The sequence below is a fragment of the Candidatus Saccharimonadales bacterium genome (assembly GCA_035457485.1).
Taxonomy (GTDB): Bacteria; Patescibacteriota; Saccharimonadia; order Saccharimonadales; family EFPC-124; genus DATIBO01.
Genome location: DATIBO010000006.1, coordinates 295,791 through 310,710 on the forward strand (window position 1 = coordinate 295,791; position 14,920 = coordinate 310,710).

Below are 14,920 nucleotides of genomic sequence, written 5' to 3' on the forward strand. Positions count from 1 at the left end.
TGTTTTTATTATATACCGCAAGCGTACGATAGAATAGTCCTATGCAGTCCGATATTTTAGTAAAACTTTTAAATCAAACTTGGTCAAGTCCAGTGTTTGGTGACTCTTTCATCAATGTAAACCAAAAGGCAGTTATTGCGCAGATAAAACAAATAACTAACGGGGTAAAAAACGATTTAACAAAAATAATTGGCATGGGTATGCCCGAGCTCACTCAGGATCAAGTGAATGAGATCGTTGGGCAAATTGTTCCTAAGACTGTAAGTTTCTGCCCAGCTTTAACGGCAGGTGAGATTACCGATACTAAAAAACTACAGGCAGCAGCTACGGCGATTGGGGTAATGTACTGGGGCGACCAAACAATGGATCGTGGAGACATGTCAATGCCATTCGCGCTGAAACGTTTAGGTGGTCAAAATGTTGATGTGCCTGCCGAAATTAGGTATTTAGTAGAGGCAAGATTAGAGGCTTTACGGCAGATCGAAGCTCAAATTGCGTTTTTTGCCAAATCCGAAGATGTTGAAATAGTTCTAAGCTGTTTTGTTGAACAGGTGCTTGCAAATGAGGTGAAGCTTCACGAACTTAGTTTACGATATTTGCGCGCTCAGAATAAGGACAAGTTTATTACGTCAAACGCAAAAGAAATCGCAAGGCTTATGGTGGTTGATGCTGGTTTCCCAAGTGTTTCATCGTCGCTCTATGCGATTTATCGACATGAAAATGCGCGGTTAATTCCATTGTCGCAGTTGTATGCGGACATGCAAATTACTACATTGTTGCAAATTTGTAATGCTGTCGTTCGCGCGGCAGATGAGTTTGGTGACTGGAAGATGGATCGTGGGCATGATGCTAAATGGGGCATTTTTGTAATAAATTTATTTAATCAGGCCAACCATGCACTGATCAATGAATTTTTATCCCTAGCAGAGATTAAGCCAACTCTACAGATAACTGACGCATTTTTGAATTTTGCAGAGAATCGTGAGAAAAACGGCGCGTTTTTAATGAAAGTGTTTTTTGATCATATCAAAGAGCATATCAAAAATTTGCCTGAGCATACTGCAAAAAAGAATGAGCACTACATTTTACTATGTAAACGTGTGCTTGAGATAGGAAAGGTTAACGAACTTGGCGATATAGAGCTTTCTGAGAAATAAGCTTTGTCGCGAGATTAATTCGTGAGCTTTGCGCCAGCCGCTTGATACTTATCCCCCCAAGCCGCCATACTTTTTAAAATTGGAATTAGATCGGCCCCCTTTTGAGTGAGGGCGTATTCTACACGGGGCGGAACTTCAGGATAAGTGGTTTTTGTAAGAATTGCGTTTTCCTCAAGTTCGTCCAGGCGCTGAGATAGAGTTCGCGGACTAATACCTGTCAAATTTTGCAAAGTTGAAAATCGATGTGAGCCTTTCGAAAGAAGCAAAATTAAAAATGGCGTCCATTTGTTGCCCATTATGGCAGTGGCCGCTGCAACGCAGCCCGGGTGCTGTTCGATTTTAGAATTGGTGGCTTCAATTTGCATAGTGGCTATATTTTGTATAGTATTGAATATACTAACAAGCTTTCATAAGCATACCACAAGGAGAGGAAGATGAAAAATTACGCTGAGACAGTGTCGCAAGACGAAGTTGCGAGGACAAAACGCTCACTTGAAGCTAAAGGTTTTAAAGTAAAGATAGCCGAAGATAAGCAACAGGCAAAAGAGCTTGTTTTGCAGATGATTCCAAAAGGCGCAGAGGTGTTTACGTCAACTTCGGTGACCTTAGACCAGCTTGAATTGCCACAGGAACTAAACGGACCCGATTACACATCACTCAGGGGTAAATTTATGGAGCTCTATGGTCAAGATGACAAAAAGCATGATATGAAACGAATCGGTTCTGTGTCCGAATATACTGTCGGAAGTGTGAACGCGATAACAGAGCAGGGTGAGATTCTAATTACCTCGGCGACTGGTAGTCAAATCCCCAACTATGCTTATGGCGCAAGTAATTTAATTTTGGTAGTTGGTATAAATAAGATAGTTAAGGACATGAATCAGGCAATGGAGAGATTGGAAAAACACATTTTCCCGCTAGAGGATGTACGCTCGCAAAAGGCCTACGGGGTGCCGTCTTCTATTACGATGAATCTGATTTATCGTAAAGATCCAACAAATCGAGTCACTGTCATATTGGTTAACGAGTCGCTTGGTTATTAAAAATTTGGGCATCTTAGCAGAATAATGTCGTGAATGTTCTGTGGGCGAGCTCGGGGAAGTCCCGCGCTCGCCCACAACGAACTACTGCCAGTAAGGCGCGCTGGTTGTGACGATCTCGCGCCAAGGGCCGATCGGTACATCGTTATCGTCGACGAACCGCCAATCCACGACACCGAAGCCGGCGTCGATGTTCAGGCCCAGGGCCAAAGCCGTTGCAGGTGAGACGTCCAGGCCAGCCTTAAGTCCGAACTGAGTTTTGGGTCGCTGGTCAGTAGTACTGAATACGTACTCGCAGTCGTTCTCAGTCTCCGAACCCGTCTCAAACGGACCAGTTTCCTCGATCTGCGCGTACACAGTTTTGTCGTTGAGCGTGATCTGAACCCAGCGGTTCTTGAGCGCTGAGCCTTCTGGGCGATCAGTGCTCCACGGAATCTGGTTCTTGATGGCCATGAACCCCGAGGTTTCGCCGTTCTCGTTGAACTCGTTGCAGGGCAGGGACGCGTAGAACGGGTTCTCGCGCGGCTTGAAACCGGACGGCCAAGCACCATCGTGCTGGCGGCTGTCGGGGTCATCGACTCCGCCGAAGCAGTGCTTCCAGTCGCTGCAGTACGCAGTCTCTTCGTTCGTTTGCCAGTTGTTGTCCTCCGACTCTACCTCGCCGCCGTAGAAGATCGTGGCGATAATGTTGGTGTGGTCGGGGTATGTACTGGTTGGCGCGCTACTTGCTGCTTGAGTCGCGGTGGTCGTCGGAGCTGCGGCTTGCGCGGAAACATTCGTTTCCGGCTTAGCACCACAGGCTGCCAATACTATCGCCGACGCAATCAGCCCGATGGCTGCCGATCTGAATCTCATCGTGTCCCTCCTCGATTGATCAGAATGATAATTATACAATAATTTCTTAATTTTGGTACACCCGGAGAGATTCGAACTCCCGACCCTCTGTTCCGAAGACAGATGCTCTATCCACTGAGCTACGGGTGCGTACCAAAATATTATAGCAGATATGAGGTGGGTTTTGTAGTAAAATATACTTAATGATTAATGTCAAATTAAAACCTGGCCGCTATGTGGTGGCGGTATCGGGCGGCGTGGACTCGATGGTGCTGCTGGATATTTTGCGAAGACAGCCTGAGCTTGAGCTGTTAGTAGCGCATGTTAATCATGGTATTCGCAAAGATTCGCAGTATGATGAAGAGCTTGTTCGTAAAGTTTGTACTGATCTTAAACTAACTTTTAGGAGCACAAGGCTTAACTTAAAAGGTAACTCAAGCGAAGAGGTGGCTCGCAATTTACGTTATGCTTTTTTGCAACAATGTAGCAAAAAATTCAAAGCAGATGCGATCCTTGTGGCGCACCACAAGGACGATTTAGTTGAAACGGCACTCATTAACATAATCCGCGGTACGGGCTGGAGGGGCTTGGCACCATTTGTAGAGTCGCGAGTTTTACGTCCGTTACTCGATTTTACAAAGGATCAAATTATTGGATATGCTCGTAAAAACAATGTTGTATGGCGCGAAGACTCAACCAATAGTAATGAAGCTTATTTGCGAAACTATATAAGGTTAAGTCTAATTCCTGCGCTTAATCAAAAGTCTCAGACTTGGGATAAAATCATTTTGCAACAAATTCGCAAACAGCAATATTTATCAACTCAGATAGATGTTGAGCTTGAGATTCTGTCGCAGAAATCTAAAATAGAATCCGGGATTAGTCGTTACTGGCTAATCATGCTTCCAAAAAAAGTTGCGTACGAGCTTTTGCAGTTCTCATTCAAAAAGTATACGGGTAATTCGCTGCAACAAAAGTTGGCTGAATCAACATTGTTATTTGCCAAAGTGGCTAAGGCTGGTAAAGTAATTCTGTTGGGCAAAAAGTGGCAACTAGCTGCGACCAAAAAAGAAGTCCTACTGCAACAAATCTAGTATGATAAGATAAAATAATAAGCTATATATAGAGGTGACTGTGAAGCCAAAGAAACATAATCAATTGAAAATAATCCGTTTAACAGTTTTTTGGGTGCTGTTAATTGGTATAGGGGTGATTGTTTTTGCGTTTGCTAATCCGCAAAAAAGCCTTAATGAAGTTGCATTTAGTAATGTCATAGATCGTGCAAACAAAGGCGAGGTTTCTAAGATTGTAATTGAGGGCAATACTTTACTAGTTACTCCAGATGGCCAAGAACAACCGACTGAAAAGTCTTACAAAGAGGCGGGTAGCAGTATTTACGAGCAAGGCTTAAATAAAGATGCCGAAGTCGAAGTTACAGTCAAGCAGCCATCCGAAGTGGGTAGTACATTTTGGAACTTTGCAGGAATTATTTTGCCAATCTTGTTAATAGGTGGATTCTTGTTTTTTATTTTTAGGCAGGCGCAAGGGCAAAGTAACCAGGCTTTAGGATTTGGTCGGTCAAAAGCCCGCTTATACGGCAACGAAAAAGAAAAGATCTTGTTTAAAGAAATTGCTGGTAACGAAGAGGCTAAAGAAGACCTTGTTGAAGTCGTAGACTTTTTGAAGCATCCTAAAAAGTTCAAAGAGGTTGGCGCTAAAATTCCAAAAGGCGTTTTGTTGGTTGGTCCTCCGGGAACTGGTAAGACAATGCTTGCCCGTGCAGTCGCGGGTGAGGCTAACGTTCCGTTTTTTAGTATATCGGGTTCAGAATTTGTGGAAATGTTTGTGGGTGTTGGCGCGAGTCGTGTCCGCGATTTGTTTGCCAAAGCTAAAAAGAACGCTCCGTGCATTGTTTTTATAGATGAAATCGATGCAGTTGGACGGCGCCGCGGTAGTGGAATGGGCGGTGGTCACGATGAACGTGAACAAACCTTAAACCAAATTTTGGTTGAGATGGATGGTTTTGAACAAGATACAAATGTGATTGTTTTGGCTGCAACTAACCGATCTGACGTTTTGGATCCTGCACTACTTCGTCCAGGCCGTTTTGATCGTCGCGTACAAATCACTTTACCTGAGCGCAACGATCGCTTGGCGATTTTGAAAGTTCACTTTGCTAACAAGCCAACCGAAAAAGATGTCGACCTTGATGCTTTGGCTGCAAAGACAGCCGGTTCATCTGGTGCAGATTTAGCTAATATTGCTAACGAAGCTGCAATTGTGGCTGCTCGCCATAATCGCAAAACCGTTAACAACAGCGATATCACGGCTGCATTCGAGAAAGTTGCAATCGGTCCTGAGCGCAAGAACCGCATTATGAACGAAGCCGACAAAGAGCTAACTGCCTACCATGAGGCCGGTCATGCGCTTGTTGGTCACGTTTTACCTGACTCTGATGATGTTCACAAAGTTACTATCATTCCGCGCGGCGGAACTGGTGGCGTAACTTGGTTCTTGCCTCCAGAAGATCGTAAATATACTTCGATTGTAGAGTTTAAAGATATTTTGGCGCGTGCACTTGGTGGTCGTATTGCCGAAAAGGTAAAATACGGTGCTGACCGCGTAACAACTGGAGCCAGCAGTGACCTACGCAAAGCGACTGAAATTGCTCGGGATATGGTTATTGAACAGGGCATGGGTAAGGAGCTTCGTGATCAGGTTTTTCACGAAGACAACGGAGGAATGATGTTCGACCGAATGGTACACGAACGTCCGTACTCTGACGCAACGGCTCGAATGATTGACCAAGAAGTGGAAGCCTTGATGCGCGAAGCTGCAAAACGTGCTGACATTGTAATTAAAGCGAACCCTAAGCCACTCGAGCGTTTGGCTAAAGAATTGCTCGAAAAAGAAACTGTTGACGGTAAGGAAGTTAAGGAACTGTTAAAAGACGCTAAACTCCCGCCTGAAGCTAAATTGTACTAAGGCTTAAGACGAAAAAAGCTCCGGTGCGCCAAACCAGTGGTAAGGCGACCGGAGCTTTCGCGTTCAGATCGATCTGAGGTAGGAGGCAGCGTTCTCGATGGCTTGCTCGAGTTCGGTGGTGATCCAGTCGTAGTTGTAGAGTCGGTTCATCGTCGCCACGACCAGTTTGTGGCTGAGATCCCCATCCACTAGCAGGATTGTCAGAATTGCCAGCTCAGCCATCTGATCAGGCATAAGCGACTCCAGGGTACCCTGGGACAAAACGATCAACTCCTGGTGACGCTGGAGCATTTCGCGGGACCAGCCCCGGCTGCGAACCACCATCAGATTGCTCGAAATGACGGGGGCGGGTTTGCTCTCCATCTAATCTCCTGTCGCGAAAAAGCGCAAAGTTGGATGCGCAAAGTTAATCATAAAATGTAAATCCTAAGTAGTCAATATAATTGTTATCTTGCTGCTCTGTTATAATTAATCTAGTTCCATGATCAGGTCATTTAATGGTTAAAAACTTTCTATCGCGCGTAAATAGCCGTACAAGTATTGGTTTGGCAGCTTCGTTTTTGGCGGGGTCAACTTTAATTGCAAGCTTGCTGGGGCTCTATCGCGAGAAACTGTTGCTAAGCTACTATTTTGATACTTACCCACAAGCTATCGACGCATACAAAGTTGCCTTTACAATTCCAGATTTCATGTTTTTCATTTTGGTTTCTGGTGCCCTGAGTGTAACATTTATACCTGTTTTTAACGCCCGACTGGCGCACGGTAATAAGAAGTCGGCCTGGGAACTTTCTTCGAGTTTACTTAACCTACTAGCTATTATTACTTTTTTTGCCAGCATTCTGATAATTATTTTTGCCGAGCCGCTAGTGCAATATGTTTTGGCTCCGGGTTTCGACGAGAGTACTCGTGGTCTCGCTGTCTCGATGATGCGCGTTATCGCGATAAATCCATTCTTATTCTCTATTGCTAGTGTGCTTTCTAGCATGCAGCAGGCCGTCGGACGATTCTTTTTTTACGCCTTAGCGCCAGCGGTTTACAACATTGGAATCATTTTTGGAATTGTATTTTTAACTAACGGGATCAACATTTTTGGCTTGCAAGTTTTTGAAGGCGGAATTATGGGGGTGGCTCTTGGAGTTGTGATCGGCTCTATCCTGCAGCTCGCAGTCAGTAGTATTGGAATGGTTGGCATGAACTTTGAGTATAGCTTCAAGATTTTTTGGCGAAACTTGGGACTGCAACGAGTTTTAAGGCTTTTGCCACCGCGTTCAATTGACCAAGGCATAGATTACATCAACAACTTGGTCGAGATAAACTTGGCGTCGCGACTTGGACCAGGTAAAATTACGGCTTATCAGGTAGCAACAACCCTGCACATGCTGCCAATTAACTTAATTGGTGTGGCAATCGCAACTGCTGCCTTTCCTAAAATGACCCAACGAATTGCCAGTGGCGAAGAAGGACTATTTAAAAATGAGCTTCAGTCAGTTCTACGCGTGATTATTTGGCTGGCGCTACCGGTCGCTGCAATCACTTTCCTGGCTCGTGGCTACATTGTGGCTTTTGTGAAGGTTGGAGGCGACCCTGAGATCGCCGGTGTTTTAGGTGTCTTGGCGCTTGCAATCCTATTTAGGTCCGTTTACCACTTAGCATCGCGCAGTTTTTATGCTCAGCAGGACACCAAAACTCCTTTGTACATTTCGTTGGTCACGATAGCCTTAAATATAATCCTCTCAATAACCTTTGTGCTGCATTTAGGACTTAATATTTATGGTCTGGCAGCCGCTCAATCAATTACGGCCTTTGTAGAAGTTGTAATATTGTTTATAATAATGAGCCAGCGTATACCTAAATTGTTTGACAAGAGGTTAATTAACGCAGTTCTTCGGATGGTGTGCGCCACAGGTATAATGTTTATCGCAACCTATACTATGGTTAAGGCGTTCAATTTAAGCGAAATTGAACAAAGCTTCTTTGCACTTTTGCCGCCGTTTGCGCTAATCGTATCCGTAAGTTTTGCAATTTATTTACTACTTTGCCGAATTTTACGAATCGAAGAAGTCAAGCCAGTGCTTGAATACGCCAAGAAAATATTATTTTATAACCAATTCTGGTCCCGCAAAAAATGAACCAACAAAACATCCGAAATTTTTGTATTATTGCCCATATTGATCATGGGAAGTCTACCCTTGCCGATCGCTTGCTCGAGATAACCGGAACGGTAGAAAAGCGCGACATGAAAGCGCAGCTCCTAGATAAAATGGACTTAGAGCGCGAAAAAGGAATCACAATCAAACTTGCTCCAGTCCGGATGGACTACAAGAACTATCAGTTGAATCTGATCGACACCCCAGGGCACGTTGACTTTAGTTATGAGGTTTCAAGAAGCCTGGAGGCATGTGAGGGGGCGATTTTGGTCGTGGACGCCACTCAAGGCATGCAGGCACAAACTCTAGCTAATGTTTATTTGGCGATTGCGGCTGACCTTAAAATTATTCCGGTTTTAAACAAAATTGATCTGCCTGCTGCTGATGTTGAGCGAGTAGGCGCAGAAATTGTAAGTTTGCTCGGTTGTAAGTTTGAAGATATTTTGCAGATTTCGGCTAAAACTGGCATGGGAGTGCCTGAGCTTTTGGATAAAGTTGTCGAACAAGTTCCACCGCCAAAGGGCGAGCCAACTCAAGCGACTCGTGCACTAATTTTCGACAGCTACTACGATGATTATCGAGGCGTGATCTTGTATGTACGAGTTTTTGATGGAAAAATTGCAAAAAATTCGCAAATTAGCATGCTAGCTACCAAAAAGGCTGGTATTGCGCTGGAGGTTGGATCGCTAAGGCCAAACATGACTCCTTTAGGTAGTTTGCAAACTGGCGAAATTGGCTATATTGTTACTAACCTAAAAAGTACTAGAGAAGCTAAAGTGGGCGATACTGTGACGTTGGTTGGGTCTAACAATGTCAAGGCTTTGCCAGGCTATAAAGATGTGAAACCGTTTGTTTATGCAGGTTTCTTTCCCGAAAGTAACGAGCACTATCAGGAGCTTAAGGACGCGATTGAAAAATTGTCACTTAGTGATTCGGCGCTACAGTTTGAGCCAGAAAACTCTCCAGTTTTAGGTTTTGGTGTGCGAATTGGATTTTTGGGTCTTTTGCACATGGAAATCGTTAGGGAACGTCTAGAACGTGAATACAACTTGGAGCTTGTGGTAACAAACCCGTCCACCGATTACCAGATAACGCTTTTAAACAGCGAAGAAATCGATATTAAAAGTGCGACAGATTTACCTGATCCGGCTAAAATCCGTGAAATTCGCGAACCGTGGATTAAAGGCGAGATTGTGGCACCAACTCAGTTTGTTGGTCCGATTATCCAGTTAATCAATAGTAAGCGCGGTATCCAAAAAAATCAGAGTTATATTGAAGATCGCGCGCTTGTTAGTTTTGAAGCGCCGCTTGCGAATTTGCTGACTGATTTTTATGATCAGCTAAAGAGTATTACAAGTGGCTACGGGTCGTTTAATTACGAGCTCGATAATTATCGCGCAGAAGATTTAGTGAAATTGGATTTTTACGTTGCTGGCGAGCGTGTAGATGCCTTGAGTTTGATGGTTCATCGTAGTGAAGCGCAAAGCGTGGGGCGCGAGATTGTTACAAAACTCAAAGAAGTTATACCTAGGCAGCAGTTTGCTGTTGCGCTCCAGGCGGCGATTGGCGGCAAGTTTATTGCTCGCGAAGATGTTAGTGCATTCCGTAAAGATGTTACAACAGGCCTGTATGGCGGCGATGTGTCCCGCAAAAAGAAAGTTTTAGCCAAGCAAGCCAAAGGCAAAAAGCGCATGAAACGCTTCGGTAAGGTTGACATCCCTTCGGACGCTTTTACAGTTTTGCTCAAACGCGATTAGAGTGATTTTTGAGAGAGTTCGTAAAGCTTGTTCACGATTTCTTGTTGAACTTGTTCTGGTGGTTGATCACCTTTTACGCGAACGAGCATGTCTCGCTGCTCGTAATCTTGGATTACGGGCATGGTTTTTTCGCGAAACTCATTAAGTCTTGTTGCTAAAACCTCAGTGTTGTCGTCGCCACGGCCGCGATTTCCGCTTTTTTCGAATCGATCCAATACCGTTTCTTCTGTTATGTCTATATAAATTACGGCTTTGGTTGGATGGCCTGCTTCGGCCGCTGCGTCGCAAATTGGTTTTTGCTCGCCATCCCAGCGCCCGATTGAACTCAAGATGATTGGTTTACCGTCAAATTCATCGCGGCTAAAGTAGCGTGTTACGAGCGCTAAAAACTCGTCGGTTGGAGCAAGTTGCCCCTTGTCGTGAGACTCGCGCAAGTGCGCGGCTTCTTCTTGGGTCCGAATAATGTCGCCGCCGCCAATAATTTCTGTTCCCATCCAGGCGTTAATTAGTGAACATTGTACGTCTTTACCTGCGAACGGTCGGCCAAAAACATTTATGGAGCCGGTTCCCAGCCAGCGTAAAATCGCTTTTTGTTTTTCTTTTGTGCTAAGCGTTTCGTTTTTTTCCAAAATAAAAAACCTTTTTAGTTGACCTAAAGTATAACTTTATTTGGTATAAAAGCGCAACCTTAAAGTTGAATTAAGCGACGTCGTTGCACGAATATTGGCGGCTGGACTTGGGACAGAGTCGGTCGATGGGCTGTTTTAACGGCCCTTACAGGTTGTTGCGCTGTTGACCTGGCGAAGCCGTCGATTGAGCGCGCCAACTTAGGTCTAACAGCTTGGTGAACCGGAGCAGCGGGCCTTACTCGAGGAAGAGTCTGATGTGGATTAGCGTAGGTCTTTGGTGCGGGTTCTTTTATTTTAAACTCAGCAATACGTGTTTTGGGAGCTGATTTTTGCTTAGAGCCAAAAATCCATAACGAAGCTACTGCAACGTCATATAAAATAATTATCGGTACTGCAATTAGACACTGGTTTATTGGATCGATTGTGGGTGTTACGATCGCTGCCAAAACAAAACTTACTAAAATCACCCAATGTTGGTTGAGCAAAAGCTTTTTTGGCTTTAGCGGTTTTATGCGATCAATGAAAATTAAAATTATTGGTAGCTGAAACATAAGCGCCGCAATCGCCAAGTTTACAAGTACAAACGACAAGTAAGAGTCGGTCGTAATCAAGGCTTGAATATTATTGGTGCTAAATTCCATTAAAAATTTTAGTGAGGCCGGTAGGGCTATAAAATAGCTAAAAGTAATACCAAGGGCTAAAAGAAAGATCGAACAAAGAGTTAGGTAGAATATAAACAACTTTGCTTGATCGCGTAGAAGTGGCTTTAAAAAACTGAAAGCCTGAAAAAGTGCCATCGGGACCGCTAGCAGAGCGCCAACTAGCAAGCAAATCTTAAGCATAAGCTCAAGTCCGCCGCCCGGTTTTGTGTAATATAAAGTTTGGTTGAGGGGATGTATTAAGACCTGCAAAATATGGTCATAAAGGGCATAGCCAATCCCAGCCCCAATCAGCAAAAATACAACTACCCAAAAAACTCGGGTACGCAGTTCGGTTAAATGACTGAGTAAGGTTTTCTCTTCCATTTAGCTCCCACCGAGCTCCCTAAGACTTAACTTTTTGAAGTTTCTTTGCTGCTAGTTTTTGCGTCGTCGCCATTAAATCCCTTGCGAACTTCGCGTGCAGATTGACCAATGCTTTTTGCAAGCTCCGGAAGTTTACGTGCGCCAAAAATAAGCAACACGATAACCAAAATTATGATTAGCTCTGTTGTTCCTATCCCAAACATATGTCCCTCACTTATAAGTTTGAGTTAAGTATATCATGAACCAACCAACTAAACTAACTAGCCGCCGTATGCGCCAGAGCCAAAATTATTAGAGCTCGGCCTACCTGCAATGCGCTTTTCTATGTTGCCGAGATTGTTAAGCATGCCACTAATACCAGTTACGGTTAAAAATGCAAAACCCGCATACTGCAAAAACTGTTTTCGACTTATTTTTTTGTTTAAAAGTTCTCTCATATTTGTTTTTTATCTTTAACATAATTGTACTTAAACTAATTTTAAATTCAATACCTTAAGCGTTATAAAATCATGTAGAATGTTAATATGAATTTAGTCAAGGCGTTACTGGTTTTTGCTACTTTTGCCGTCTTAACGTTGGCGAGTCCGATCTTGGCTCAAAGTTACGGATCGGGTGACTACGGAGCCTGTTTGTATGGCGAAGGCTGTCCTTCGTCTGGCGGTGGGGAATCTGGCGGCGGCACCACAACTGTTGCAACTCCGGCCGGGCTACAGGTTTCGATAAATCTAACTAACGGCCAAACGATTCCGGCTACTGGCTACCAGGTAATCGTTACGCCGCTAAATGGCCAGGGATCCAGCTTTAAATATGTGGAATTTTTTGTCGATGGTAAATTGGCCGCAAGTATTGCGCCGGATCCTAACGGAACTGCGTATTGGTTTTGGGATGTCGTAAAATATCCCGGAACAACTCTAAAAGTTATTGTTTACGACCAAGATGGACAAGCGACAACGTATACTTTTACGGTTAAGATTGCCACGACTCCTACCGGCGTAACAAGCAAACCGACTCCAATACAAAAGGATTTAGGTTTTTTTGAACAAATCTTTGGCTATATAGCAGAAAACCCCTGGACTTGGGCTGTAGTGGTAGGTGTTCCGCTATCTATTTGGTGGATAACCCTTATTATTAGCCGACTGAGACACCGCACGCCTACTGGTTGGCAGTCTTGACTATAGAGTGCTAAGACAACTAAACTGTAAGTATGACCGAGCGACAAGCGCGGATTTTAAGCGCAATTATCGAACAATATGCCGAAGTGGCAGTTCCAGTAGGATCTGTTACTCTTGCAAAGCTTTTTAATGTAAGTTCGGCGACGCTGCGTTCAGAGATGTCTCAACTCGAGGAGCTTGGATTTATCACGCAGCCTCATACAAGCGCAGGCCGAATCCCGACTGATAAAGGTTATCGTTTTTACGTTAATCAAATTAGCGGAGCTCAGCAACAGCCGGATCGCAGTGTCAAAGCCATAGAGGCGCGGGTTTCTAACTATTCTTCTCACGCTGATCGAGCCATACGCAGCGCTGTAGATAGTTTGGTTGAACTTACGCACAATTTGGGCCTAGCCACAATCGGTGACCAGCTTTATATGAGCGGCATGGGTAATTTATTCGGTCAGCCGGAGTTTGCCAGCGGCCAACATGTTCGTCAGGTGGCAACCTTACTAGATAATCTTGAGCCATGGTTGCGAGAGACCGCGCCAAACGAGCCTTTGAATGTTTACATCGGAACAGAGAACCCAATTGGCAAAGCCAGCGGTTGCACACTTATTATTAGTCGTTTCCGTTCACCATACTCGGATAGCAGCTATATTGGGGTGCTCGGTCCAACAAGGCAAAGCTACGGTAGAGTTATGAACTTAGTGAGTCATGCCGGACGAATGTTAGAGGAGGTACTTTAGTGGAGATCTTTATTGCTGCGCTAATTGCGTTATCTTGCGTTGCCATTTACATGGTTTTTTCGCCAAACAGCGAGAGCTTTTTTGATCAACTTAAGAAAGGTAAGAAATGAAGAAAAACGATAGTCAAATACAAGAGCTGACAAATGATTTACAACGTGTACGCGCGGATTTTGAAAACTACCGCAAACGCATGGAGATCGAAAAACTGACCTATGCCGATGCTGCTAAAGCCGCGACCGTTTTAAAATTGTTGCCAGTTATCGACAATATCGACCGAGCTGTGGCGCATATTCCGGCTGAGCTTACTAATAACAAATGGGCGCAAGGTGTTGTGGGTCTTAATAAAAATCTGGAAAAGTCGCTAGATGAGCTAGGTCTAACGCGAATTAACGCCGAAGTTGGTGTTGATTTTAATCCTGAACTTCATGAAGCAATCAGCATGGAAGACGAAGGTGGCGATCACGAAGTTATCGCAGAAGAACTGCGCCCTGGTTATAAACTTGGCGAGAATGTAATCCGGCCAAGTATGGTGCGGGTTAAGAAATAATGAATCAGAACTCACATGATCAAGCTTGCTGGGCTACTTTAAATTTACTTTGCACATAAAATTGGTATATATTTTTATTATCCTACCAAGGAGGTGATTAATGTGGGTGTTTGTGGTGGTTGTAGCGGTCAGCGCACTGTGCCGTGTCAAGGACCGTGCAGTGGGACAGGGTTTATCCCTGGTACCAATATCCCGTGTCCGAAGTGCAACGGGAGTGCACGGATGACCTGTCCTTACTGCGCTGGCAAAAGTAGCTGATTTTAAGCTACTGCAGTAATGCATGTTAGGCCACTGTGACAAACACCGATCCTTAACGGATCTGCCATCGGCGGCTCTGCTATATTGGAGCTAAAGGCCGGTATGGCGGCGGTTGAGGATGTAAGGGGCCTTAATCGCTAACCTGGTGGTGTCGTGATTTGCGACGCCACCAGGTTTTTATAGTACTTATTTTATTTTTTAAGGTTTTGTCGTAATATTTTTTAAGTCCCTTTTGTGAGAGGGGGTGAAAAAATGCCCAACAAGAATTGCGGCAGATGCGGCGGTTCTGGATGGAGGCGATGCTCAAACCCTCAATGCCGAAGTGGCTGGGTGACCGGCCCTAACGGCGACAGCGCTCCGTGCGGCAAGTGCGGCGGCGCTGGCGGAGAAAGCTGCGGCTGCTAGTTGGCCATGGAGGCCGACAGGTGGTAGGTGGCATTTCTACCGTCAAACAACTGTCGGAATAGGTTGCTTTGCTGACTTCCAGACAGTGCAGTAGTTTAGTACTGCTGCGGGATCTCCTGCTGGCGCCAAGTTGGGTGTTGGCAGGAGATCTTAATACTCGATTTTATTTGAACAAAAGCGTATTTATGTTATAGTTTTGTTGCAAGAAAGACTTAGCACGTTCATATCCATCACCG

16 protein-coding genes and 1 tRNA gene are annotated in these 14,920 nt (G+C 44.6%); 9 read left to right on the forward strand and 8 right to left on the reverse strand.

Annotated elements, in window-relative coordinates; all coding sequences use genetic code 11:
- Positions 1 to 41: 41 nt before the first annotated feature.
- Positions 42 to 1,157, forward strand: coding sequence for a hypothetical protein (locus VLA77_01690; protein ID HSE29276.1), 1,116 nt, complete (start codon positions 42 to 44; stop codon positions 1,155 to 1,157).
- 14 nt (positions 1,158 to 1,171) lie between these two features.
- Here VLA77_01690 and VLA77_01695 read toward each other — a convergent pair whose 3' ends face one another.
- Positions 1,172 to 1,522 (reverse strand): helix-turn-helix domain-containing protein, encoded by a 351-nt coding sequence (locus VLA77_01695; GenBank protein ID HSE29277.1) that lies wholly within the window; start codon positions 1,520 to 1,522, stop codon positions 1,172 to 1,174.
- A gap of 69 nt (positions 1,523 to 1,591) precedes the next feature.
- Here VLA77_01695 and VLA77_01700 point away from each other — a divergent pair, with 69 nt between their 5' ends.
- Positions 1,592 to 2,200, forward strand: a complete 609-nt coding sequence (locus tag VLA77_01700; GenBank protein ID HSE29278.1) for a lactate utilization protein — start codon at positions 1,592 to 1,594, stop codon at positions 2,198 to 2,200.
- A gap of 81 nt (positions 2,201 to 2,281) precedes the next feature.
- Here VLA77_01700 and VLA77_01705 read toward each other — a convergent pair whose 3' ends face one another.
- Positions 2,282 to 3,052 (reverse strand): hypothetical protein, encoded by a 771-nt coding sequence (locus tag VLA77_01705; protein HSE29279.1) that lies wholly within the window; start codon positions 3,050 to 3,052, stop codon positions 2,282 to 2,284.
- A 53-nt stretch (positions 3,053 to 3,105) separates the two neighbouring features.
- Positions 3,106 to 3,181 (reverse strand) — tRNA-Arg (locus VLA77_01710).
- A 53-nt stretch (positions 3,182 to 3,234) separates the two neighbouring features.
- On the opposite strand from VLA77_01710, the gene tilS reads away from it, so the two are divergent.
- Both tilS and ftsH read left to right on the forward strand, forming a co-directional pair.
- Positions 3,235 to 4,125, forward strand: a complete 891-nt coding sequence (gene tilS / locus VLA77_01715; GenBank protein ID HSE29280.1) for a tRNA lysidine(34) synthetase TilS — start codon at positions 3,235 to 3,237, stop codon at positions 4,123 to 4,125.
- A 40-nt stretch (positions 4,126 to 4,165) separates the two neighbouring features.
- Positions 4,166 to 6,016, forward strand: coding sequence for an ATP-dependent zinc metalloprotease FtsH (gene ftsH, locus VLA77_01720; protein ID HSE29281.1), 1,851 nt, complete (start codon positions 4,166 to 4,168; stop codon positions 6,014 to 6,016).
- Between the two features lie 63 nt (positions 6,017 to 6,079).
- Here ftsH and VLA77_01725 read toward each other — a convergent pair whose 3' ends face one another.
- Entirely contained in the window at positions 6,080 to 6,379 is a 300-nt protein-coding gene (locus tag VLA77_01725; protein ID HSE29282.1) for a hypothetical protein, read from the reverse strand.
- Positions 6,380 to 6,513: 134 nt separating this feature from the next.
- Between VLA77_01725 and murJ the strand changes: the two genes are divergently transcribed.
- Both murJ and lepA read left to right on the forward strand, forming a co-directional pair.
- A complete protein-coding gene (gene murJ / locus VLA77_01730) occupies positions 6,514 to 8,145 on the forward strand; it encodes a murein biosynthesis integral membrane protein MurJ (GenBank protein ID HSE29283.1) in 1,632 nt (543 codons plus the stop codon).
- Positions 8,142 to 9,920, forward strand: coding sequence for a translation elongation factor 4 (lepA, locus tag VLA77_01735; protein ID HSE29284.1), 1,779 nt, complete (start codon positions 8,142 to 8,144; stop codon positions 9,918 to 9,920). Before murJ ends, lepA begins: the two co-directional genes overlap by 4 nt.
- Here lepA and VLA77_01740 read toward each other — a convergent pair.
- Genes VLA77_01740 through VLA77_01755 form a run of 4 tightly spaced genes read right to left on the reverse strand, consistent with a single transcriptional unit; the run spans position 9,917 to position 12,011 of the window.
- A complete protein-coding gene (locus tag VLA77_01740) occupies positions 9,917 to 10,549 on the reverse strand; it encodes a nucleoside monophosphate kinase (GenBank protein ID HSE29285.1) in 633 nt (210 codons plus the stop codon). The genes lepA and VLA77_01740 overlap by 4 nt on opposite strands.
- 59 nt (positions 10,550 to 10,608) lie before the next feature.
- Entirely contained in the window at positions 10,609 to 11,574 is a 966-nt protein-coding gene (gene tatC, locus VLA77_01745; protein HSE29286.1) for a twin-arginine translocase subunit TatC, read from the reverse strand.
- 26 nt (positions 11,575 to 11,600) lie between these two features.
- Positions 11,601 to 11,777, reverse strand: coding sequence for a twin-arginine translocase TatA/TatE family subunit (tatA, locus tag VLA77_01750; GenBank protein ID HSE29287.1), 177 nt, complete (start codon positions 11,775 to 11,777; stop codon positions 11,601 to 11,603).
- Between the two features lie 57 nt (positions 11,778 to 11,834).
- Positions 11,835 to 12,011 (reverse strand): hypothetical protein, encoded by a 177-nt coding sequence (locus VLA77_01755; protein ID HSE29288.1) that lies wholly within the window; start codon positions 12,009 to 12,011, stop codon positions 11,835 to 11,837.
- A gap of 87 nt (positions 12,012 to 12,098) precedes the next feature.
- Here VLA77_01755 and VLA77_01760 point away from each other — a divergent pair, with 87 nt between their 5' ends.
- From VLA77_01760 to VLA77_01770, 3 genes are all read left to right on the forward strand, one after another.
- Positions 12,099 to 12,746 carry a hypothetical protein gene (locus VLA77_01760; GenBank protein ID HSE29289.1) on the forward strand — a complete coding sequence of 216 codons (648 nt, stop codon included), beginning with the start codon at positions 12,099 to 12,101 and terminating at the stop codon, positions 12,744 to 12,746.
- A gap of 32 nt (positions 12,747 to 12,778) precedes the next feature.
- Complete coding sequence (locus VLA77_01765; GenBank protein HSE29290.1) at positions 12,779 to 13,474, forward strand: transcriptional regulator; 696 nt, start codon at positions 12,779 to 12,781, stop codon at positions 13,472 to 13,474.
- Positions 13,475 to 13,580: 106 nt separating this feature from the next.
- Positions 13,581 to 14,021 (forward strand): nucleotide exchange factor GrpE, encoded by a 441-nt coding sequence (locus VLA77_01770; protein HSE29291.1) that lies wholly within the window; start codon positions 13,581 to 13,583, stop codon positions 14,019 to 14,021.
- The last annotated feature ends 899 nt before the right edge of the window (positions 14,022 to 14,920 follow it).

Excerpts from the sequence above, each read along its gene's own strand:
- VLA77_01690 (HSE29276.1), top strand. The coding sequence starts at position 42 with ATGCAGTCCGATATTTTAGTAAAACTTTTAAATCAAACTTGGTCAAGT.
- VLA77_01695 (HSE29277.1), bottom strand. The coding sequence starts at position 1,522 with ATGCAAATTGAAGCCACCAATTCTAAAATCGAACAGCACCCGGGCTGC.
- VLA77_01700 (HSE29278.1), top strand. The coding sequence starts at position 1,592 with ATGAAAAATTACGCTGAGACAGTGTCGCAAGACGAAGTTGCGAGGACA.
- VLA77_01705 (HSE29279.1), bottom strand. The coding sequence starts at position 3,052 with ATGAGATTCAGATCGGCAGCCATCGGGCTGATTGCGTCGGCGATAGTA.
- tilS (HSE29280.1), top strand. The coding sequence starts at position 3,235 with ATGATTAATGTCAAATTAAAACCTGGCCGCTATGTGGTGGCGGTATCG.
- VLA77_01725 (HSE29282.1), bottom strand. The coding sequence starts at position 6,379 with ATGGAGAGCAAACCCGCCCCCGTCATTTCGAGCAATCTGATGGTGGTT.
- murJ (HSE29283.1), top strand. The coding sequence starts at position 6,514 with ATGGTTAAAAACTTTCTATCGCGCGTAAATAGCCGTACAAGTATTGGT.
- lepA (HSE29284.1), top strand. The coding sequence starts at position 8,142 with ATGAACCAACAAAACATCCGAAATTTTTGTATTATTGCCCATATTGAT.
- tatC (HSE29286.1), bottom strand. The coding sequence starts at position 11,574 with ATGGAAGAGAAAACCTTACTCAGTCATTTAACCGAACTGCGTACCCGA.
- tatA (HSE29287.1), bottom strand. The coding sequence starts at position 11,777 with ATGTTTGGGATAGGAACAACAGAGCTAATCATAATTTTGGTTATCGTG.
- VLA77_01755 (HSE29288.1), bottom strand. The coding sequence starts at position 12,011 with ATGAGAGAACTTTTAAACAAAAAAATAAGTCGAAAACAGTTTTTGCAG.
- VLA77_01760 (HSE29289.1), top strand. The coding sequence starts at position 12,099 with ATGAATTTAGTCAAGGCGTTACTGGTTTTTGCTACTTTTGCCGTCTTA.
- VLA77_01765 (HSE29290.1), top strand. The coding sequence starts at position 12,779 with ATGACCGAGCGACAAGCGCGGATTTTAAGCGCAATTATCGAACAATAT.
- VLA77_01770 (HSE29291.1), top strand. The coding sequence starts at position 13,581 with ATGAAGAAAAACGATAGTCAAATACAAGAGCTGACAAATGATTTACAA.